24 protein-coding genes are annotated in these 20425 nt (G+C 30.7%); 17 read left to right on the forward strand and 7 right to left on the reverse strand.

From position 1 onward, the window contains the following. Positions 1-124: 124 nt before the first annotated feature. The gene (locus tag DK441_RS07700; RefSeq protein WP_160111992.1) at positions 125-439 is read right to left on the reverse strand and encodes a hypothetical protein; all 315 of its coding nucleotides are present in this window, start codon (positions 437-439) and stop codon (positions 125-127) included. Between the two features lie 293 nt (positions 440-732). On the opposite strand from DK441_RS07700, the gene DK441_RS07705 reads away from it, so the two are divergent. The 16 genes from DK441_RS07705 to DK441_RS07780 all read left to right on the forward strand — a co-directional run bounded on the left by DK441_RS07705 (position 733) and on the right by DK441_RS07780 (position 12674). Beyond that, positions 733-1245, forward strand: a complete 513-nt coding sequence (locus DK441_RS07705; RefSeq protein WP_109098202.1) for a hypothetical protein — start codon at positions 733-735, stop codon at positions 1243-1245. A gap of 419 nt (positions 1246-1664) precedes the next feature. Continuing rightward, positions 1665-3854 (forward strand): tetratricopeptide repeat protein, encoded by a 2190-nt coding sequence (locus DK441_RS07710; protein ID WP_109098203.1) that lies wholly within the window; start codon positions 1665-1667, stop codon positions 3852-3854. Beyond that, entirely contained in the window at positions 3854-4591 is a 738-nt protein-coding gene (locus tag DK441_RS07715; protein WP_109098204.1) for a LytTR family DNA-binding domain-containing protein, read from the forward strand. Before DK441_RS07710 ends, DK441_RS07715 begins: the two co-directional genes overlap by 1 nt. Positions 4592-4727: 136 nt before the next feature. Continuing rightward, complete coding sequence (locus DK441_RS07720; RefSeq protein WP_109098205.1) at positions 4728-5294, forward strand: hypothetical protein; 567 nt, start codon at positions 4728-4730, stop codon at positions 5292-5294. A 36-nt stretch (positions 5295-5330) separates the two neighbouring features. Then, positions 5331-5717 (forward strand): hypothetical protein, encoded by a 387-nt coding sequence (locus DK441_RS07725; protein ID WP_109098206.1) that lies wholly within the window; start codon positions 5331-5333, stop codon positions 5715-5717. Positions 5718-5774: 57 nt separating this feature from the next. Continuing rightward, positions 5775-6623: a hypothetical protein gene (locus DK441_RS07730; protein ID WP_109098207.1), complete on the forward strand. Its 849-nt coding sequence runs from the start codon at positions 5775-5777 to the stop codon at positions 6621-6623. Between the two features lie 15 nt (positions 6624-6638). Continuing rightward, a complete protein-coding gene (locus tag DK441_RS07735; RefSeq protein ID WP_109098208.1) occupies positions 6639-6980 on the forward strand; it encodes a hypothetical protein in 342 nt (113 codons plus the stop codon). Between the two features lie 38 nt (positions 6981-7018). Further along, the gene (locus DK441_RS07740) at positions 7019-8299 is read left to right on the forward strand and encodes a hypothetical protein (RefSeq protein ID WP_109098209.1); all 1281 of its coding nucleotides are present in this window, start codon (positions 7019-7021) and stop codon (positions 8297-8299) included. Further along, positions 8296-9027 carry a hypothetical protein gene (locus tag DK441_RS07745; protein ID WP_109098210.1) on the forward strand — a complete coding sequence of 244 codons (732 nt, stop codon included), beginning with the start codon at positions 8296-8298 and terminating at the stop codon, positions 9025-9027. The genes DK441_RS07740 and DK441_RS07745 overlap by 4 nt, the downstream gene beginning before the upstream one ends. Before the next feature lie 16 nt (positions 9028-9043). After that, complete coding sequence (locus DK441_RS07750; protein ID WP_109098211.1) at positions 9044-9337, forward strand: hypothetical protein; 294 nt, start codon at positions 9044-9046, stop codon at positions 9335-9337. 2 nt (positions 9338-9339) lie between these two features. After that, entirely contained in the window at positions 9340-9801 is a 462-nt protein-coding gene (locus DK441_RS07755) for a hypothetical protein (RefSeq protein WP_160111993.1), read from the forward strand. 31 nt (positions 9802-9832) lie between these two features. Beyond that, a complete protein-coding gene (locus tag DK441_RS07760) occupies positions 9833-10234 on the forward strand; it encodes a hypothetical protein (RefSeq protein WP_160111994.1) in 402 nt (133 codons plus the stop codon). A 10-nt stretch (positions 10235-10244) separates the two neighbouring features. After that, positions 10245-10751, forward strand: coding sequence for a hypothetical protein (locus tag DK441_RS07765; protein WP_109098214.1), 507 nt, complete (start codon positions 10245-10247; stop codon positions 10749-10751). Positions 10752-10823: 72 nt separating this feature from the next. Further along, positions 10824-11057 (forward strand): hypothetical protein, encoded by a 234-nt coding sequence (locus tag DK441_RS07770; RefSeq protein ID WP_074407322.1) that lies wholly within the window; start codon positions 10824-10826, stop codon positions 11055-11057. Beyond that, positions 11054-11632 carry a hypothetical protein gene (locus tag DK441_RS07775; RefSeq protein ID WP_074407323.1) on the forward strand — a complete coding sequence of 193 codons (579 nt, stop codon included), beginning with the start codon at positions 11054-11056 and terminating at the stop codon, positions 11630-11632. Before DK441_RS07770 ends, DK441_RS07775 begins: the two co-directional genes overlap by 4 nt. Before the next feature lie 196 nt (positions 11633-11828). Beyond that, positions 11829-12674 carry a hypothetical protein gene (locus DK441_RS07780; protein WP_109098215.1) on the forward strand — a complete coding sequence of 282 codons (846 nt, stop codon included), beginning with the start codon at positions 11829-11831 and terminating at the stop codon, positions 12672-12674. A gap of 86 nt (positions 12675-12760) precedes the next feature. On the opposite strand, the gene DK441_RS07785 is transcribed toward DK441_RS07780, so the two are convergent. The 6 genes from DK441_RS07785 to DK441_RS07810 all read right to left on the reverse strand — a co-directional run bounded on the left by DK441_RS07785 (position 12761) and on the right by DK441_RS07810 (position 18011). Continuing rightward, positions 12761-13300, reverse strand: a complete 540-nt coding sequence (locus DK441_RS07785; RefSeq protein ID WP_108809047.1) for a sigma-70 family RNA polymerase sigma factor — start codon at positions 13298-13300, stop codon at positions 12761-12763. Continuing rightward, on the reverse strand, positions 13272-14453 hold the full coding sequence (locus DK441_RS07790) for an MFS transporter (protein WP_109098216.1): 1182 nt from the start codon (positions 14451-14453) through the stop codon (positions 13272-13274). The genes DK441_RS07785 and DK441_RS07790 overlap by 29 nt, the downstream gene beginning before the upstream one ends. Next, positions 14444-14629 (reverse strand): hypothetical protein, encoded by a 186-nt coding sequence (locus DK441_RS07795; RefSeq protein WP_109098217.1) that lies wholly within the window; start codon positions 14627-14629, stop codon positions 14444-14446. The genes DK441_RS07790 and DK441_RS07795 overlap by 10 nt, the downstream gene beginning before the upstream one ends. Before the next feature lie 91 nt (positions 14630-14720). After that, positions 14721-16082 carry an NAD(P)-binding domain-containing protein gene (locus tag DK441_RS07800; protein ID WP_200822835.1) on the reverse strand — a complete coding sequence of 454 codons (1362 nt, stop codon included), beginning with the start codon at positions 16080-16082 and terminating at the stop codon, positions 14721-14723. A gap of 142 nt (positions 16083-16224) precedes the next feature. Continuing rightward, positions 16225-16932, reverse strand: a complete 708-nt coding sequence (locus DK441_RS07805) for a LytTR family DNA-binding domain-containing protein (RefSeq protein WP_109098218.1) — start codon at positions 16930-16932, stop codon at positions 16225-16227. Continuing rightward, on the reverse strand, positions 16932-18011 hold the full coding sequence (locus DK441_RS07810; protein ID WP_109098219.1) for a sensor histidine kinase: 1080 nt from the start codon (positions 18009-18011) through the stop codon (positions 16932-16934). The genes DK441_RS07805 and DK441_RS07810 overlap by 1 nt, the downstream gene beginning before the upstream one ends. A 140-nt stretch (positions 18012-18151) precedes the next feature. Between DK441_RS07810 and DK441_RS07815 the strand changes: the two genes are divergently transcribed. After that, positions 18152-20422, forward strand: coding sequence for a GH92 family glycosyl hydrolase (locus tag DK441_RS07815; RefSeq protein WP_109098220.1), 2271 nt, complete (start codon positions 18152-18154; stop codon positions 20420-20422). The last annotated feature ends 3 nt before the right edge of the window (positions 20423-20425 follow it).

Below are 20425 nucleotides of genomic sequence, written 5' to 3' on the forward strand. Positions count from 1 at the left end.
AGAAAATTTTCTGACTAACAGAGAAGGGTAATTGATCTATTGTATACACTATAACATGATTTTATAAATCATATTGTCGTAAGTATCAACGTACAAAAAGAAAATTTTCAAAAATAAAACGCAACTACCCTAAATATTTGGGCGGAGGTTTATTATAGATGCTTTTAGGTAGTGTAATACAGTATTGTGATGTTTCGTAACAAAAATTGGTTTTGTACTCATGGAAATCTATCGCAGATTTTTGTTCTACTTCTACAAATGTATTATCTGTAAAAGGAGTGAGTTTATATGATACCGCAATAATTTCACACAACTCACAATGGATTTGATCATCGTCATCAGAAAAATGAGAAATAGCATGCACATTAACAATTCTAAGAAATAGAAAAGCGGATAGAAAAAAAAGAGTAATAATATTTTTCCAAATGTTCATTCTCATTTGCCAAATATAGTAATTAATTGGATTCTTAAATCTTAAGATATTTATAAGGAATAAATTTTGGCAAAAATTTTGTATTTGTAAAACCTCGTAATGGTTAACACGATACCTACAACATTGAAAAGGAAACTATAATTTATTAGATGAGTACCTCTAAAAAATCGTGAAATACTCCTTAATAATTTTAATTGAGTTTACTGATAATGCAAACATTAAAAATATGGTGACAATAATGTTAAACAATGATTTAGTAAATATTACATTTGCTAAAGTTTAACTAATTTATCAAAATCATGAAAACACTCAGCAAATTAACATTTATCGCAGTATTATCTGTATTTTTTTCTTGTAAACAAAACCCAGCAGAAACACCAGAGCACAAAGCCATGGTAGAAGAGCATAAAGAAATGGAGGCTTCTCATGAAGCAATGGCTACAGAACATAATACTATGAAAGATGATCATCAGCAAATGGTAGATGCTCATAAAGCTATTGAAAACGATTCTATTCATCTAGTAATTGAAAAGAACCACTTGGTTTTATTAGCTAAACACAGTGAACTTATCGCAGCTCATAAAGCATTAATAGAAAAGCATGCTGAATTAGAAACAAAACATGCTTCTGGAGAATTTACTTTAGAACAGATGACAGCAGAACATGAGTCTATGAAAACAGAGCATGCAAACATGGAGAAAGAACACCAGGGGATAGCTGCTGAGCACAAACGAATTACAGAAGAAGATAAAAAATTGATAAAGGAAGATCAAGAGAAAGCAACTGAAGAAGAAAATTCAGAGAAAAAATAAAATAAACATATTTAAGTTATAGAAAAGCCAAATCGTTCCTTAGAGTTCAATTTGGCTTTTTAAGTTATAAAACGTTAATTTTAGTGATCTAATGATAGGAATCATTTTCTTTTTAAAAAGAAGGAGTTAATTCTATTCTCGCTACTAAGCAAAAGCTTTACAGAAATGTGAGGTTTTTTATACCCAAAACCTGATGCCTTGCATCATGGTTTTCTTTGTGCGAGCTCCTCTCAAAGGTCTAACGACAAAATGTAGTGAAGGAGTAAACCGTTCCTATTATTATAGTTTATGAACTTTTTTCTTCTTTTACCTTAATGCGAATTCTTTTTTAGTGTTTTTATCAAAATCTACAAAGCAAGATCGAGTAGAATAATTCCCTGTTTTTTTGATTTAAAATTTTAATAACCGTTCTTTATTTTATGAAAATAATAAATACATCTATTATTTGCTTATTATGTTTCTTGTCTTTTTCTAGAACTGTTTTATCCCAGAATAAAAAGATAGACAGTTTAAAAAAAGAATTAAAAATCTATACCAAAAAAGATACTGTTAGAGTAAAAATCCTCAATCATTTAGCTTATTATCATTATAGAAATAATCCTCCTCAATCATTAGCATATGCCGAACAAGCAGGAAAACTTGCCGATGAAATAAAATCTATAAAAGGAAAAGCCCGCAGTTTTTATATGAAAGGGATTACTCATATGGAACAAGCTAATTTTAAAACTTCTATTACTAATTATGAAAAAGCAATAGAACTATATACGTCTATAGACAATTTAAAAGGATTAGCAGGTTGTAATAATGCACTGGGAGTTCTAAATAAATACAAGGGTAACCAAAAACTCGCTCTAAAATATTATAAAAAAGCTTTAGCAATTGATCAAAAACTGGGAGTGAAAAAGAATATGCCTAATTACCTCTATAATATTGGTAGTATTTACTCTGATATGGGAAAACATAAAGAAGCTTTAGGTAATTTTAGAAAGGCATTAAAGACGTATACAAGCAATAATAACGAATATGGTATGCTTAGCTGTTGGAACTCAATGGCTATAGTGTACCTTGATCAAGGTAATTATCCTCTGGCAATAGAGTACAATCATAAATCATTAGACATTGCCAAAAAATCTAAAGATTCTATTAGTATGTTTCAGTCATTAAATAATATCGGAAATATTTATAGACAACAACAGCTTTATGATAAAGCATTAGATTTTTATAAAAAAGCTTTAGCTATTAAACAGGCTAATCACAATAGCAAAAGTAGTACGGCCATAAAAAATAATATTGGAGGCATCTATATCGATAAAAAAGAATTTGCTAATGCTATCTCTTATTTTAAGGAAACAATTACCCTTAGTAGAGAAATTAAGGATAACGAACATTTAGCGGTTAGTCTTAATGGTTTAGGTTTTGGGTATTTGGGAATTAAAAAATATGCTGAAGCTTTAGCTAGCTTTAAAGAAGCAAATAAAATTACTTCTGTTAATCAAAAACAATACGAATTAGTAGAATCTTATATAGGTATGGCATGTGCATATTACTATATGAAAAAATACAACCAGGCATTAATTAATGCTGAAAAAGGAGCTCAATTGGCAAATACATATAAACTTTTAAAACACCGACGTGATGCCTATGAATTGCTTTCCAAAATAAACAATGAATTAGGAGAACACAAAAAAGCTCTTTTAAGTAATCAACAATTAAAAATATTGAACGACAGTCTTTTTAATAAAGAAAATATTCAGAAAATTACAGAAGTAGAGTATGAATATAAGTACAAAAATGAATTAGAATCTGCAGAGAAAAGAGAACTAAGACTTACACAAACAGTTAAAACTACAACCAATAACTTAGAGAAGTCACAACGAAATTTATTACTTGGTGTGATTGCTTTTTTAGTCACAACTTTAATTTTAGGAGCAACAATTTTCTTTTTAAAATTAAGGAACGAAAAATCTAAAACTCAAAATATAATCATAGAACAGAAATTGCTGCGCTCACAGATGACCCCTCACTTTATATTTAATTCACTTTCTGTATTACAAGGAATGATATTGAATAAAGAAGAAAAAAAATCTGTTTCCTATTTGTCAAAGTTTTCAAAATTACTTCGTATTATTTTAGAAAACTCTAGAGACAAAATAGTGTTGCTTTCTCAAGAATTAACTGCTATAAAAAGCTATTTAGCACTTCAGAATTTAGAAAACAAAACCTATCAATACACTGTTTTTGTAGAGAACACTATAGACGTATCTGTGTTTAAAATACCTCCTATGCTTATTCAGCCATTTGTTGAAAATGCTATAGAGCACGCATTTGTAAATCAAAAAGAAAATAGGATAATTGATGTTCACCTGTCTTATTCAAATAAAAATTTGATTTGTACCATTACAGATAATGGTATTGGGGTTGATTCTCAAAAAGAAAATAAAAAGGATAATAAAAAATCATTATCTACAACGATAACTTCTGAACGATTAAAAATATTATCTAAAGATTTTAAAATGAAAAGTTCGGTTACTGTAGAAGATAGAAAGAAATATAACGAGCAAGGAACATTAGTTACTTTGATCATCCCTTATAAAATACAGGAAGTATAATGAAAACAGTAATAGTAGAAGATAAGGAATACATTAGAAAAGGCTTACTTAATCTATTGCAATTAATAGATGCCGAAATAGAAGTAATAGGAGAATGTGAATCGGTAAAAGATGCTGTTGCTGTAGCAAACGCCTGTAAACCAGAATTGATTTTTTTAGATATAAATCTTACCGACGGTACTGGGTTTGATTTTTTAAAGCAGACAGAAAATCTAAATTTTAAAGTGATCTTTATTACGGCTTATGAAGAGCATGCGTTACAAGCCTTAAAAATTGGTGCGGTAGATTATCTATTAAAGCCCGTAGATATAGATGAATTACAAATAGCATTACAAAAAGTCATAGCATTACCAATAACAGAACAAAAAAAGCAGATAAAAACGGTAAAAGAGGTCTGGAATAATGAAGACTCTACATTAATATTATCGCTTCATGATAGTTTTCAGGTTGTAGATTTAAACGAATTACTATTTTGTGAGTCAGACAAAGGCTATACGACTTTTCATTGCAGTGATAGTAAAAAATATATGGTTTCAAAAACCTTAAAGGAATTTGAAGAACGCCTTTCTAAAGCTAATTTTACACGGCCGCATCAATCATTTATGGTCAACTTAAAATTTATAGATAAGTATGATAAGTCTGGTGTTATTTATTTAAAAAATGGTAAAAAAATACCTGTATCTTCTCGAAAAAAGGAACACTTCTTAAACGCTTTTTTAAATTGGAATAACAACTAAACCTCTTTCTTTTACGGATATTTTTTGAAGTACCGCACTTATGTATTCTAAAACTTCAGAAATAGATTTCCTATTTCCTACTCCACTTGTACTATATACTTTTATCGTGTTGAAATGAACTAAAAACACGCTAAAAATGAAAGTATTAAAATTTACAGTAATCGTAACAGTATTAATTATGTTAATCTCTTGTAGTGGCAGAACTAGTAAAGAACCGGCCAATGCAGAAGGATTTGAAGCCATAGAAAAGGAAATAAAAAGCAAGTTTGGAGAAAATGCCTATTTCACGAATTTGAATATTATTTATAATGAATCTCTAGGAAATTCTATTGGAGTTACTGTTACAGAAGCACCAGAATCGTTACAAATGGGAGAATGGCTTTTATCTCAAGATTCTTGGAGACAAACTTCAGAAATCACTCTCGAAGTTCCTGATGGAAGCAAGGCGGAAGACTTTATGTTTCAGTTAAACGAAAAGATTAGTCTCTCAAAATTAGGAGAATTAGTAGAAAAATCTAGTGTACAACTAAAAACTGAAAAGAATATTAAAAACCCAGTTTTGCATATAGCATTTATAAAATTCCCAGAAAATGGAGACATAACCAAAGCTGAGTATGTAGTAATGTTGAAACCAGAAAGCGGTGGAACCACTTTTACTTTTAATTATAAGTTAGATGGTAACCTTATTGAAATGGATTATTAATATTTAGAATTACCTAAAATCAAAAAAATTAAACCAATGGAAAAAATAATTACAGTTAAAGATCAATACAATTCGTTAGATACACTTTATGATTTTTTAAAAACAGCATCTTCTTTTGAATGTTATAAAAACTATGATAACTGGGAAGTTAGAACAGATGCCAACGGTCAAATGGCGCAATGTATTGTTCTTAAAAAAAGTGCAATGCATGCAGTAAAGCTATATTTTGCAGAAGAAAATACAATAAAAATAAATCATATTATACCAAGTTCGATCATGAATGCTTATTTTGGAAAAAGTGTTAAAGCAAGAAGAAGTATAATTGAAATAATTGCAGGAAAAATAAAAGAAACAGTACTAGCTCCTGCTCAGGAAAAAGCTTTTCAAGAACTGGAAACAGTGGTTAATAAAGCTGCGATGTAAGTATATTCATTTTTTATACTAACTTACTAAGTATACAAATGTATTGAACTCATTCGAATGAAAATAAAATTAGTAATCTTATTGTTAGTATTTGTAGCTTGTAATTCGAATAAAAAGAAAGATACCGATATACTAATTGTTGACACTATCAAAATAGATATAAGTGATTATATAATCACTTCAAAATTGGATGAAAAACAAGAAGTAACCTTAGCTACAATTGATTCTGTAAGCATTAAAGAAATAAAGCAGTATATAGATGATGAGTTGCCCACGATTTTCGATTACTACAAACAAGAGTTGATTGAAGAGCATAGTGCCTGGTCTGATAAGCTATTTGGGAGGTGTTGCTCAAATACAGACCTAACTTTTACCGAGAATTTATTTTATAAAATAAATTCTAACGTTAAGAATGAAAAATATCCGATTATAAATATCTCGGATGCCGATTATTCAACAGCTTATGTTTTTAAACCCAATACCAAAGTCAAAATAAATATACAATTAGACCTGAGTGAATCTTTTTTAAGTGGTAAGTATTCAAACAAAAAATTGCTGAATCCAAATGAGGTTATTATGAATCCCATAAAACTAAGTTTAATTAATGGATACGTGAAATCAAAAGCGCTTTTTTATGAGAACACAAGAGTTAAAGAAGTAAAAGTATATATTAATCATGAATACATAGAAACAGTAGTTTTGATGGATAAACCTTTAGTGCAAGAATTTAAAGTGAATGCAATTTTTAAAACTAACGATATAATTACATTAGAACCAATAAGCTTTTACAAAGGGAGTAAATACGATGACGTTTGTATTTCTGAAATACAAACAAATTTAGGTAAGACTGCACTTCCTGGTTTAAATAAAAAATATAATCTTATGGAGTTATTGAATAAACAGTGAATCTAAAGCAAAACTATGAAAGCCTTAAAACAAGTTTTAACCTACTTAATATGGATTGCAGTATCACTTATACTAGGTATAGTATATATGCGTATTCTCTTAGGTCCCAACAAAGCATCTTCGGATGGTCTATGGTATCTGCTCCATATTTTTTACAATTTAGGTTTACTTCATATAGGCGCAAGCATTGGAGGTGTAATCGCCCTTTTGTTTATTCTATTGGATGTTTTTTACCTTAAAAAGAAATTAAAAAACAATATAAAAGCAACAATTACTCGGTTTATGTTTCTTATTGGTATTACTATGGTTGTTGCAGTAATACATTATGTATTAGAGAAGGTTGTTGATGTTATTTAGAAAAAAGAATCCTCCAAATCATTGAAAAAAGTAAAAAAATGAAAAATCGATACATTCTAGTCTTACTGGTATTAATCTCTTGTTCTCAAAAAGCAAAAGAAAAAGAAGAAACCGTTGTAAAAGCACAAGATGCTGTTGCAGAATCAATCGATTCGACGAAAGAAGTAAGTCCTATAAGCTTTAACAAGATCATTAGCGAAATTAAAACCAAATCAACCCCACTAATAGACGCTACAAATTTTGACAGCTTCATTGATGAAGATGATTATAAAAAAGTAGATGTTAAAGCGTTAAAATTAGAAAATATATATCCTGATTTTAATAAAGAAGGTCACCATTATAGAGCAATAGCTTCCTATAGAGTAAAAATATCAGGAGAGTTTCATTCTATTGTAGTAACTATTCTTAAAGGCGACCATGAAATGGAGTCTGTACTAATTAATTACGATTTAGAAGGAAATATTATCGATTCTAAAGTCATTTCTTATGATGAAATAGCCGAAGGTCAATCGAGAATTGAATCCAAAATTGAAGAAAACGAGCTAACCATTAATAACATACTATGGATTGATGAAAAGAAAGTAGAAACAACATCATTTCAAATAAAAGCTAACGGAAAAATAGAACCTATTTCTCAAGAAGAAAACCTTATTGATAGCGCAATACAACAACTTAATTTAGAGATTTCTAAGGTTAATATCGATTTATTGGTTACCAAAGTAATGCCTAACAATCCTCAAGAAACTATCATCGTTATTCCTGAATATGTAGATGATCATAATGATGAATATCATTTTGAGTTAAATAGCCACATAATAGTAGTAAATAGTATTACAGGGAAAATAACGCACAAATACTTTGAAAGTTCTGAAACAAATGGTTGGGTCTCTGATGCAATAGAGTTGTCAGAAATAGCAATTGATACAGCTCCATACATAGTTGCTAAAGATACAAGAGCCTTTGGTATTCGAGTGTATCATTACGGCAGGTCTAAACCAAACCCATACAGTAACAGAACCATTTCTTTGTTTATAAAATCAGGAGATACTTTAAAAAAAGTGCTTGATAATTATGACGTAGAGGATTATGGTGGAGAATGGGATACCCAATGTGCTGGAGAATCCACGAGTGTAAAAAACACACTCATTATGTCTGAAGAAAAGACCAATGCATACTTTGATATTATTGTAAAAAGCAAGGTTCTGGAAAGTAAAACTTTTGTAGATGAAAACGGAGAATGCGATGAAGAAAGTAAAACCTCTTCTAAAACAACAGTATTACAATTTAATGGAAAAGAATATGTAAAAAATAAATCATGAAAAAATTAGAATTCTTTTTTTGCATATGCTGTCTATTTTTAACCCTATCAGGGTGTGCTCAAAATAATAGTTTAAAAACACAATTACAGCTATTACAAAATCCATCAGGATATAAATTCCCTTTGGACAGTACGGGATTTTCAGTAATAAAAAATGCTAAATTCTATACCAAAAATGGGGATACAGATGTGTTTGATATCAATAGCGAAAATATACATGTAGTAGATGTTAATAATGATGGAGAAAAAGATATCATCTATCAAGATATTCGGCATTATCAAGCAACTGTATTACTGCTAAAAAAAGGTAATGATTTTGTTGAAATATGGAATGGGCCAGGAGCATTAGTTAGCCTAAAAGAAGGGGGGAAAACCACTATGTATGTTTTAAGCAGTGCTATAGGTTGCTTTGATATGACGATGTTGTCAACGCTTGTTATTAACAGTGATAATACCCTTGTCGAAAACACGATAGCGCTCTATTCGGATACAAAAATGAGTACAATTAGTAAGACATTCGAACAGAAAATAATTTTAGGAATCCTAAGAACTCAACCTGTTATAAATGACCAAAAGAAAACAGATCCTTGTACTGGTGATCTCAAAACGGGAAACCAGATAAGAACCATAGAAAACAAAGCCGTAACTGTTATAAAAAAACAAAACGAGTGGTTCTTAGTGGTTCTAAAAGAAAAAGATCAAAGTATCATTGGTTGGATAAAAAATTAATTCTAACAATAAATAGATGAGACTAAGCAATTCATTTAGCGGCGCACTAAGAACATTTGCCTATTTTATGGCGAGTGGTACACACTACCAATTAAAAGGGATTGATTACCTAAAACTGTATGGAGAAGAACCCAGTGCTATAGAACAAGTCTTTGCCATATTTGCTAATGTGATTGAGTTAGACGAAAACGGAAATATATTAAACGCAAAATATGCCGAAAAAAGAGCGGTAGATTACCTTCGCTCGTATTGCGATCCAGAATTTGAAGTTAAACCCCCTTATGAAGATTGGGAAATAGAATTACATTAATTATGTATAAGAAAAAAAACATAAAACTTAATACCTGTAGTAAAAAGGCTATTGTTGTGATGATACTGTTTTGTATATGCTGTTTATCATCTCATGCCCAGGGAATGAAAAATCATTTAAACAAAAAACTCACAGCAAAAGTTGGAGCTGTCTACGAGGAAACTCCCGATGACAATCCTTGCGCAGGTAGCGAAATCTATTTATCGTTATTTTTTGATAAAAAACAGGTAAAAGTATCAGAAATAGAAATATTAACCTGTGGTAAAGAATCAGTATACGAAATAGGAAATTATAACTGGGAATTATTGTACAATAAAGAAATCAGTATTGATTTTATTCCAGAACAAACAAAAGGTACTTACGCAGAGTATTTGTCTTTAGAGCTACGGGATAAAAAGCTTATTGCGTGCATAACACATTTAAATGGAAAAGTAGTTGAGTATGTTTTTAAGGAGGAAAAGTAATCATGAAAAATCAAGAGATAAAAATCTAAAAATGAAGCATATTTATTATATACTTTTAGTCATAGTTAGCTCTTGTGCTCAAAACGTAAAAGAAGCTAAAACTAATGGTAATCAAATAATTGAAAAAGTAGAAAAATCAAAAGATAGTATATCTATTCAAGAATTGAAGCTTTTAACAAAAGTAGAAGCCGTACATAAATACGGTACACCTTCTTCTATAGAACAATTTATTTTACACGATGCCTATGGAGAATTTAGAAATACTATTACCAATACATACAGCCAAGAAGAAAGGCAAAGCGAATCTATTGTAATAGATGAACTTACCTGGGAAAAAGACGAAGAAACCTGGGTTACGGTTTGGTACGAAGTTCAGCAAAAAAAATCAGTACCTAAAGAAACCTATATATGGGATAAAGGGACAGAGTTCTAAGGTGAAAAAAATGAAATTAAAAACATCCATAGAAATTGATATTCTAGAATTTTTTAAGACAGCGAAGTTTGACTATTTAAAACTGGGACAAACCAAAGAATGGATCTTAAACAACTTTCCTGATCCTGATTGTTTTGGAACCAATTTTTTAACAGAGGAAGTCAATATCTGGACCTATGGCGGTATTGAATTGCATTTTGAAAACAAAAAACTCTATTTAATATTTTCAGATTATTGGTACGAAGGAAAACTAGATAGCAGTCGCCAACTAAAATTAAACAAATGGATCTTCGAAGATGTTAGTCAACTCAACCTATTATTTGTTTTAACAAAACTAAACGAACACAATATTGATTATAAAAAGAAAACCGATAACCTGGGTGTTTTATTGCGATTAAAAAGTGGTGTCGAATTAACCTTTGAAAATATAAATGACATTGAAGGGTTAAACTCAAACGGTTTTCAATTAACCTCTTTTGCCTTGGTGGAAGAAAATCCATATCGTTGGAAAGAGTAGTACTTTATTATGAAGATGTAGAAAACTCTGGAACATTAGATGTTAGTGAAAAAGAACGATTTTTAAAGAATTATGAAATATATACGCTACATCATACTCTTAATCATTGGATTAATTACCTCTTTCTGTATTTGGAGTTACATCCAAAGAGCAAATTTTGAGTATAACCCTGAAGGTAAATTTTTATCTCCTGAAGATGGAGTAGTTTATACAGAACAAGCAAAAGAAGTATATGGAATTCTTGCGTTTCTCGGACTGATTGTAACAGGAATAATTATTTATAGAACAATAAAAAAATCTAAATGAAAATAGTAGCACTAACATATCTATCTGTTCTATTACTCTTTTTAAATAGTAATGCTCAAACTACTAACAATGAAAATAGGATGTTACATACTATTTTTAAAGTTATTGATGCTCATTCACGTACCGAAGTCCCATTGGCTATTATAGAAATTAGTTCTGGAAACAAAAGAGTCGGTGGGATTCAAACAGATTTTGACGGATTAAGTCCTTGGGATGTATGTTCTAAAAAATTAGTAGATCATAAATTTAAGATTAACGTATTTGGAATGAATTATAAACCTTTTGAAAAAACATATTCCATTAAAAATGACACTATACTTACTATTAAACTCGACCCTGGAGAAATAAAATTTAAGAATCAAGGAGAATGGGGAACCTTTATTCGAAGGGAATTAAGGATTCCTTTTTGTGGAACAGGCTTAGAAATAGACATAGACATAGAAGTTTTAGAAAATGCAGAATATCGGCATTGCGATGGTCGTATAAAACGATTTAATGATATCCCTACAAAAGAATTACATCAATGGGAAAAAATACATAAACAATCAACTAAAAAAACAAAAGATGAGAATTGAAGAAGCCAAAAAACGTATACATCAAGTTTTTTTTTCAGATGACGGTTTAGATATGTTATTTAGAATGAGTTTTGATGTATAACAATCCTGATAATTATGTTTTGTTTGAAATGTGTATGAAAGAAGAGCGAAAAGAAACGCTAAATGATATAAAAGAGATATTAATAGCGTTTGACAGAATCATCAACTAAATTCTATGAAAACCACTCAATTAATCTACATACTATTCTTTGTAAGCTTTATTTCGTGTAAAAAAGGAGTAACAGACAAAACCTTTAAAATATTCCATTTAAAACCTAATAGAGTATATACAGATACCGCAGCAGTCAATGGAAAATTCTCTAAAAGAAGAAACGATTTTTTTGTAGTGAAAAATTATGATATCAATAACGAGCAACACAAAATTAAAATAGACAGTTTTATAGTTAATTATGTAAAGAAAGATTCCTTTTTAATCCAAAACAAAAATGTGAGTTGGAGATTGACTTTTTTTAAATATGGCGATGGAATTGATGAATATACCCAACACGAATACGATACCGATTATACCATTCATGATTTGTTTTCATACAAAAAGGAAATAGGTAATGTTTATTTTGATACGAAAGAAGGTTACAGAGGTTCTAATTATAACGTACCTCCTGACAAGCATACGAGTAGCAACCGAAAAATAATCACCGATTATTTTAATACCAATATTAAACTGCAACACAACATAAAACAAGAGCAAAATGCTAGAGGTAGTTTTAATCCATACACCTATAAACAAGATACCATAAAAGTAGTTGCTAAATTCATAAAAAGAATAGGAGGTAGTAAAATACAAATAGTGCAATACAAATTTTTAGAACCTATTACAAGACTCATTGTATTAGAAGGAGACACCCTTAATATTGCCTACTCTATAGCTTATGAACCAAAAGAGTTTCCAAAAAAATCAATGCTAACCTTGGTAAAAGATAGTGCAAATGTAGGATTAAAGAACTACTATATTTTTCCTGGTTACAACCCTGAAAAAGGGATAGAACCTATTAATGAATAATGTTATATCAAAATAAAATATTGGAATAAAAATTAGAGAATGATAAAATTTCATTTTTAGACTTAATAAACAAGAAGGAATTGTATTTAACAGGATGATTTCTTATTACTTCCGGTTTTTGATTCGAAGTCTATTATACTCCCTTTCCCACCTTGTAAAATAGTACAACAACCTTCAAATAATTCTTTAAGTTTTTTTCTTCCCCGCTGAATTTTAGAACGTACCGTAACATAATTTATATTAAGCTGTTCGGCTATTTCTTTTTGTGGTATTTCCTTTATTTCAGATAAGATCATTAATTCTCGATACTCTTCTGGCAATTGATTAACAAAAGAATGTACACATTTACCCAGCTCTATCCCAGCATCCTCATTGGTATCATAATCAAAAAAGGTGTCATCTTCAATTGAGTTAGTTTGCAGCTGCTTTTTCCTGTAGTAATCGGTAATTGTATTTTTGGCTATAGTATACACCCAGCTTTTAAGGTTATCGACACCATTACTATTCGATTTGGATAATTTTAAAAATACATCTTGGGTTAAATCTTCGGCATCTTCCTGATTGCGGACACGCTTTTTAACATAGCCCAATAATGGATTATATAGTTGAACGACTTGATTTTGCATTTTTTATAGAGAAATTGATGAATAAAATTGTTCCGGTTATACACAAAGATAAATATAGGTTTTGTATTCCAAGAAATTCTATGGCGTAGATTCCGATAAATGCACCAACAGCAGCACCTATATCCCACCATGTACTTACACTAGAAATTTCCTGTAAGGAATTATCTTTATTTTGTGAGTTCTTGATGGCAATAAGTGGCGAAAAAGTAACCACAATTGTATTGAATACAAAAGCTAGAATAATACCCAAAATGGTACTGTCGAATGCAATCAACGCCATTGCTAATAAACAAATACTAATTGAAATTGAAAATAAGATTAGTGGTCGAAAACGTATGGTGAGTATGCCTCCGATTATAGAAAACAACAAAACAAATAATCGTTTTAATAACAAATAAAACGCCACATAACCAAGTAACTCACTCGAATTGATCATGTTTCCTGATAATAAATGTGATAGGGATACAACTAAAATACCATCTATTGAAACAGATATTATAAATACTAATAAATTGATAGCATTTGGATAAAAAGTAAGGTTTGTTTTTACGATATCATTTTTTGCCTCAGTTTCAATTTTTGGTAATGAATACGCTAAAAGTATACCTAACGAACTTATTAAAGCTATGCTAAATAAGCCATTTTGAATACCAAATTCACTAATGACGATTGGCCCAAACCAAAGTACAAATAAAGCTCCTAATGATTTGATGCTTTGTGATAATCCGAATGCTAAACCAGACTTTTCTTTAGCTTGTGAAGCATAAGATAAAGTGGATATTTTTAATCCGGAATAACTTAAACCCCAAAAAATTCTTGCTATTAAAAAAGAAATTAAACCTAATTTGAGTCCATATATAAAGGTGGTTAGCGTAGCGAGAGTTGCAGTAATGATCAGCATTTTTCGAATTCCGATTCGATGTACCCAATTCGCAATAGGTGTGTTTGCAATAATCCTCACAAAACGGTTTATGGATAATAATATGCCAATAAAAAATACCGAAAAACCTAATTCTTTACCATAAATGGGAAGTACAGGGTATAAAACGGCATCACCTAATCCTGCAAAAGCCATCACCCCACTAGCACGCAAAGCCCCTCGAAATGAGGAGCTTTGTTCTTTAGGGATAGGAGAGCTTTTGGTTAGCAACATCCCGTTTTTTCAATGTTAATTTCTTTACGCTCTTCTTTATCGCAACACGATGATCCATCCGTAGGTTGCTCACAACAAGAGCTTTGTGCAGATTGTGCTTGAGCCGATGTAGATTCACAGCATACACTACTTTGTTGAATTGTTTCTACCTGCTTATTTGTATTTCTCTTTTTCATAATTATTGATTTTAATACTTCTATGTTGTTATGTATTGTTTTCACTCTTTAAGACGCAAGACTTTTATAATGATGCATCATTTTTATTTTTTTAATTGCATCCCGATGTACCGCAACTCGAACCTGTAGTTTCTACTCCTTCTATAGTTAGTTCTGAAGAACAACAAGCTACACTGTCACTTTTTTTGTCTGTTGCAAAATCGGTACTACACACTCCTGTTTCTGGTAAATTAAGTTCAACTCGCTCTGCAGCTTCAATATCACCAGCCATATGAGCTACTATAGAGCGTACCTGCTCATATCCTGTAGCCATTAAAAAAGTTGGAGCTCTACCATAACTTTTAGAACCCACGATGTAAAAATCTTTTTCGGGATGGCGAAGCTCTTTTTCTCCGTGGGGTCTTACTGTTCCACAACTATGAACATTTGGATCAATTAATTCGGCAAGATCAAAAACCGATTCTAGCGAGGCATCTAAGTCTGTTCGTACCTCGCGAATCATTTCCAAATTTGGTCGAGAACCTGTATTACTGATTATTTCGTCTATTTGGTTAATGGTTTCTATTTCGCCATTTAGGTCACCGATGATTTGGATACCGTCTTCTTTTTTAGTCAGTTTTAAGATATGGAAAGGCGTATAGACATTTAATTTTCCACTATTCACCAATTGCTCAATACGAATACCAAGAGCACCTCTGGCTTCCAATGCATCCTCTTGTTTTCCACCATACACCTTGTTCATATTATCTTTTCTCAATACCCAATTAAGTTGTGTTTCTGGGTATTCTTTCTGAATGTCTCCTAAATCTAATAAAGCATTAATAGCAGAATGCCCTCCCCCTACAACAACTACATTTTTGTTTTTATAACGTTCTAGATGTTCTGCTTTTACATTTGGGATACCATAAAAGATATGCTCATTTAGTTCTTGCTCTCCTTCTGCAAACACACCGCCAGAACCAATGGGATTGGGTTGATTCCAGGTTCCTGTAGCATCAATTACTGCTTTTGCTTCATAATAATTAATATTTTCATTTTCTTGAACCTTAATAGAGAAAGGTTTATTCTCACGCCCCCAGGTTTTCATTTTATCCAAGCCTTTTCTTCCTATAGAAAGAACTTTGCTATTCAAATGAATGTATGGTTTAATCTGAGGTAAATTTGCTAATGGGTGAAAATAGTGCTCTACCAACTGTTGTCCTGTTGGTAATTCATTTTCATCGGGAGCTATCCAATCGGTTTGTTCTAATAATTCTTTCGCAGCTCGATCTATATTATATTTCCAGGGAGAAAACACACGAACGTGGTTCCAGGAACGTATATTTTGTCCGACAGAGCTTCCCGATTCAAATACAATGAAAGGAAGATTTTGTGTTAGTAAATGTGCAGCTGCAGCTAATCCTACTGGGCCAGCACCTATTATTGTTATGGGTAAATTATTGTTTTGCATCATTTTTAGAATTTGTATTCATCTCTTAAGACGACAACTTTAAAAAATGATGCACTTTACTATAAATAAAAAATCAAGTAATTAAGGTTAGGGTATAAAAAATGATCGTGTTTTACCATTTTATATATGAGATTTAATCAAATCGTTATGCTTTAAAAATAACACTTCTTACTTCATTTAAATAGCTTCTTCCAATTGGATATCGATTATTTGCAATTTCTATACTATTACCTTCAATAGATTCTATTTTATCAATTGATATGGTATAAGATCTATGAATTCTAATAAACTTATCAGAGGGTAAGTCATCTGTAAAATTACTTAACGTTTGATGAGCAATATAGTTGCTTGAGGACGTATTTACTTTAATATAATCCCCAAGGCTTTCGATAGATAATATTTCATCCAGATATATTTTTTGCATCTTTTTTTTGTCGATTTTCAAAAAGATATATGCTCGTTTGTTAGGAGTAGTAAAGCTATCTTTTTGTTGATACTCTTTTATTTTGAAAGCTTTATTTACAGCCATAATGAACCTATGAAACGAGATGGGTTTTACCAAATAATCTACTACCTCTAACTCATAACTTTCTACTGCAAATTCTTCATGGGCAGTAGTGATTATGGTAAGTGGTTTTTGATGCATGCTTTTCAATAGATTCAACCCATCTAAAAGAGGCATGTTAATATCTAAAAAAAGAAGATCTATTTCTTGATTCCTTAAATAGTCAAGACTTTCGGTTGCATCGCTAAATGAAGCTAAAAAAATCAATCCTTTTGTTTGATCAACATAGTTTTTTATCACTTTAATTGCCAGTGGTTCATCATCAATAATAACACATTTTAAATCCATTACACTTTAATTTTTAAATCAACAATATATTGATCATCGTTTTCACTAATCGTTAAGTTATATTCATCAGGTTTATAACCCAATTCAAGCCTTTTTTTTACGTTTCCTATTCCAATACCACCAGAAAAGGAATCAATTTTGTTTTTATTATTTTTAGAAGGAATTGGGTTGGTAATCTGAAAATACAGGAAATCATCTATTATGATGAAGGAGATATTAATTTCGATTTCTCCAACGTTTTTGTTAGCTCCATGTTTAAAAGCATTTTCTATAAATGAAAGAAGTAACATTGGAGCAATTTTTTTACCTTCTATCTCTCCAGAAATATTTACATTTATTTTTAAGGAATCTCCATATCGAATTCTTTCTAAATCTAAATAGTTTTGAAGACACATGATTTCTTTACTAAGATATTGTCTTTTTTGATTGGTTTCATGCAATAAATACCGCATTAATTCAGATAACTTCAATATAGTTTTTGGAGTTTTGTCTGATTTTTCAACAGAAAGAGAATATATGTTATTTAGGGTGTTAAAAAAGAAATGAGGGGACATTTGAGCTCTCAGAAAGCGTAATTCTGTTTCTAATTGTAATTTTTCTACATCAATTAATTTTTTGTGCTCTCTTAATCTGTCTAAGGTTACTTTGATAGCAGAAACAAAAGACACCACATAAAGCTCACCCAACATCATTTCTATAGTATAATTTAAGGTCAATTTATTGGTTACTTCAGGGCCTTCTGGCCATACATTATGATTAACAAGAAAATAAGTAAAATAAAATTTTGCCAAGACCATTGTAAAAAGAGATGTAAATAGTAAAAATATGTATATCAGGTATTTACGCTTATCTACAAATTTTGGCATTAAATAATATATGTTGAAATAACTTAGAGACATATGTATAATAAATCCTAGAATAGTGGTTTTTAAAGAATAGGCATAGTCGTTAAAGTAACTTCCCCATTTAAAAGTTGTAAATAGAAAATATACGAGCCAGAATATAACATGATGTTTTGTTGTTATAGTATAATTGTTACCAGATGTTATATTAAGTGCGTTTTTAATTTTTTGCAGCATATTTCCCCAAATTTTATGACGTTTAACTGAGTTGCTTTGTTATTGATCTAAAATTATTCTTTTAACCATAAGTTTTGTAAATATTTATGTCTTTACTTGCTCTTTCTGTAGAACAATGATAAAAAAATAAATATAAATAGATGAAAATACCTCGTAATATTAAATTATTGATAATAGCAATATTGAGTACTTTTTCGTGTAAGAAAGAGCATGAAAATGAGGATAGTATAAAAATAAAAGACAGTACTATAATTGAGTATGTAAACCCTTTTATTGGTACAGGAGGTCATGGTCATACCTATCCGGGAGCAACAGTACCATTTGGGATGGTACAAGTAAGTCCGGATAATGGTATTTCAGAATGGGATTGGTGCTCGGGATACCATTATTCTGATTCATTAACTATAGGTTTTAGTCATTTACACCTTAGTGGCACAGGGATTGGAGATCTTAATGATATTAGATTGATGCCAATTAATAAAAAAGTAGATTTATCTACTTCTTTTAAAACAAGAGACGAAATACCTTTTAAGTCTAAATATTCTCATGATAAAGAGAAAGCTACACCTGGATATTATAATGTGTTTTTAGAAGATTTTAATATTAATGCAGAATTAACGTCTACCGTTAGAACAGCTTTTCATCGATACGAATATAAAGAAGGAGACACACAATCTGTAGTATTAGATTTGGGATATGCTATTAATTGGGATAAAACGGTAGAATCACAAATACATATTGAAGATAAATTTACAGTTTCAGGATATAGAAATAGTACCGGATGGGCAAAAAATCAAAAAGTGTTTTTTGTGATAAAATTCTCTAAAGCTATTAATGATTATGATTTATATACAGATACAAAAAAGGTTGAAAATAGTAATATTATCAAAGGTGTAAAATCGTCGGTACAGTTGTTTTTTAATGAAGGAAATAAAAATCAAATACAGGTTAAAGTAGGGATCTCTTCGGTAAGTGTTGAAAATGCAAAAAATAATATTTCTAACTATAAAAATAAATTTGAATTTGATAAAATCGTTGAAAGTGCCAATTCATCATGGCAAAATGTACTATCAAAAATAGAAGTAGACACTAAAAATGATTCGTTAAAAACCATTTTTTATACTGCACTATATCATGCTCAGGTTGCACCAGTTACCTATAGTGATATGGATGGTGCGTTTAGAAAAGAAAATGATAGTATCGTTTTTGCAGAGAATTTTACTGCATATTCTACACTTTCGCTATGGGATACCTTTAGAACAGAACATCCATTACTCATATTCTTAGAACCAGATAAAGTTTCTGATATAGTAAATTCTATGTTAGCTTATTATGAACATAAAAAGATTTTACCAGTATGGACTTTATATGCTAACGAAACCAATACCATGACAGGATATCACTCGGTTTCGGTAATTGCAGAAGCGTACTTAAAAGGTATCAAAGGCTTTGACATCGAAAAAGCATATGAGGCGATGAAAACGACTATGATGGAAGATGAAAGAGGGTTAGAATATTATAAAAAATATGGATACATTCCGTATACTTTACTAGATGAATCGGTTACCATTACATTAGAATACGCCTATAATGACTGGTGTGTTGCACAAGTTGCCAAGACTCTGGGGAAAGAAGAAGATTATAAGTATTTCCTAGAACGATCCAAAGCATTTGTACATCTCTTTGATACTAAAACAGGATTCATGAGAGGAAAATCTGAGGATGGAAAAAAATGGCATGAGCCATTTGATCCTAAATACTCTGCACATAGAGTGCATGCTGATTATACAGAAGGAAATGCATGGCAACATAGCTGGTTTGTACCTCATGATGTTAAGGGACTGATACAATTGTTTGGAGATGAAACCACTTTTGTAACAAAGCTCGAACAGTTATTTACTGAAGATTCTAAAATTACAGGAGATAATATTTCTGCAGATATTACAGGCCTTATAGGGCAATATGCACACGGTAATGAACCCAGTCATCATATTGCCTATATGTTTAATAAAGCTAATGCTCCCTGGAAAACTCAATATTGGGTAAGTCAAATATTAAAAACACAATATAATACAACACCTAATGGATTAAGTGGTAATGAGGATTGCGGGCAAATGTCCGCTTGGTATGTCTTTAGCTCTTTAGGGATTTATCCTATGAACCCTGCATCTGGAGAATACCAAATTGGAAGTCCGATTTTTGAAAAAGCTACTTTAAAATTATCAGACAATCTCAACTTTAGTATAGAAGCCGAAAACGTTTCAGATAAAAATATATATATCCAATCTGCAACTCTAAACGGAAAAGAATTTAATCGATCATATATTACTCATCAGGAAATAACGCAAGGAGGAACGTTGCATTTCGTAATGGGAGCATCTCCTAATAAAAACTGGGGTGTACAGAAATAACCA

It is taken from the genome of Aquimarina sp. AU58 (assembly GCF_900312745.1).
Classification (GTDB): Bacteria; Bacteroidota; Bacteroidia; order Flavobacteriales; family Flavobacteriaceae; genus Aquimarina; species Aquimarina spinulae.

Coding starts and splice junctions, on each gene's coding strand:
- DK441_RS07700 (WP_160111992.1), bottom strand. CDS start 439: ATGAGAATGAACATTTGGAAAAATATTATTACTCTTTTTTTTCTATCC.
- DK441_RS07705 (WP_109098202.1), top strand. CDS start 733: ATGAAAACACTCAGCAAATTAACATTTATCGCAGTATTATCTGTATTT.
- DK441_RS07710 (WP_109098203.1), top strand. CDS start 1,665: ATGAAAATAATAAATACATCTATTATTTGCTTATTATGTTTCTTGTCT.
- DK441_RS07715 (WP_109098204.1), top strand. CDS start 3,854: ATGAAAACAGTAATAGTAGAAGATAAGGAATACATTAGAAAAGGCTTA.
- DK441_RS07720 (WP_109098205.1), top strand. CDS start 4,728: ATGAAAGTATTAAAATTTACAGTAATCGTAACAGTATTAATTATGTTA.
- DK441_RS07725 (WP_109098206.1), top strand. CDS start 5,331: ATGGAAAAAATAATTACAGTTAAAGATCAATACAATTCGTTAGATACA.
- DK441_RS07730 (WP_109098207.1), top strand. CDS start 5,775: ATGAAAATAAAATTAGTAATCTTATTGTTAGTATTTGTAGCTTGTAAT.
- DK441_RS07735 (WP_109098208.1), top strand. CDS start 6,639: ATGAAAGCCTTAAAACAAGTTTTAACCTACTTAATATGGATTGCAGTA.
- DK441_RS07740 (WP_109098209.1), top strand. CDS start 7,019: ATGAAAAATCGATACATTCTAGTCTTACTGGTATTAATCTCTTGTTCT.
- DK441_RS07745 (WP_109098210.1), top strand. CDS start 8,296: ATGAAAAAATTAGAATTCTTTTTTTGCATATGCTGTCTATTTTTAACC.
- DK441_RS07750 (WP_109098211.1), top strand. CDS start 9,044: ATGAGACTAAGCAATTCATTTAGCGGCGCACTAAGAACATTTGCCTAT.
- DK441_RS07755 (WP_160111993.1), top strand. CDS start 9,340: ATGTATAAGAAAAAAAACATAAAACTTAATACCTGTAGTAAAAAGGCT.
- DK441_RS07760 (WP_160111994.1), top strand. CDS start 9,833: ATGAAGCATATTTATTATATACTTTTAGTCATAGTTAGCTCTTGTGCT.
- DK441_RS07765 (WP_109098214.1), top strand. CDS start 10,245: ATGAAATTAAAAACATCCATAGAAATTGATATTCTAGAATTTTTTAAG.
- DK441_RS07770 (WP_074407322.1), top strand. CDS start 10,824: ATGAAATATATACGCTACATCATACTCTTAATCATTGGATTAATTACC.
- DK441_RS07775 (WP_074407323.1), top strand. CDS start 11,054: ATGAAAATAGTAGCACTAACATATCTATCTGTTCTATTACTCTTTTTA.
- DK441_RS07780 (WP_109098215.1), top strand. CDS start 11,829: ATGAAAACCACTCAATTAATCTACATACTATTCTTTGTAAGCTTTATT.
- DK441_RS07785 (WP_108809047.1), bottom strand. CDS start 13,300: ATGCAAAATCAAGTCGTTCAACTATATAATCCATTATTGGGCTATGTT.
- DK441_RS07790 (WP_109098216.1), bottom strand. CDS start 14,453: ATGTTGCTAACCAAAAGCTCTCCTATCCCTAAAGAACAAAGCTCCTCA.
- DK441_RS07795 (WP_109098217.1), bottom strand. CDS start 14,629: ATGAAAAAGAGAAATACAAATAAGCAGGTAGAAACAATTCAACAAAGT.
- DK441_RS07800 (WP_200822835.1), bottom strand. CDS start 16,082: ATGATGCAAAACAATAATTTACCCATAACAATAATAGGTGCTGGCCCA.
- DK441_RS07805 (WP_109098218.1), bottom strand. CDS start 16,932: ATGGATTTAAAATGTGTTATTATTGATGATGAACCACTGGCAATTAAA.
- DK441_RS07810 (WP_109098219.1), bottom strand. CDS start 18,011: ATGCTGCAAAAAATTAAAAACGCACTTAATATAACATCTGGTAACAAT.
- DK441_RS07815 (WP_109098220.1), top strand. CDS start 18,152: ATGAAAATACCTCGTAATATTAAATTATTGATAATAGCAATATTGAGT.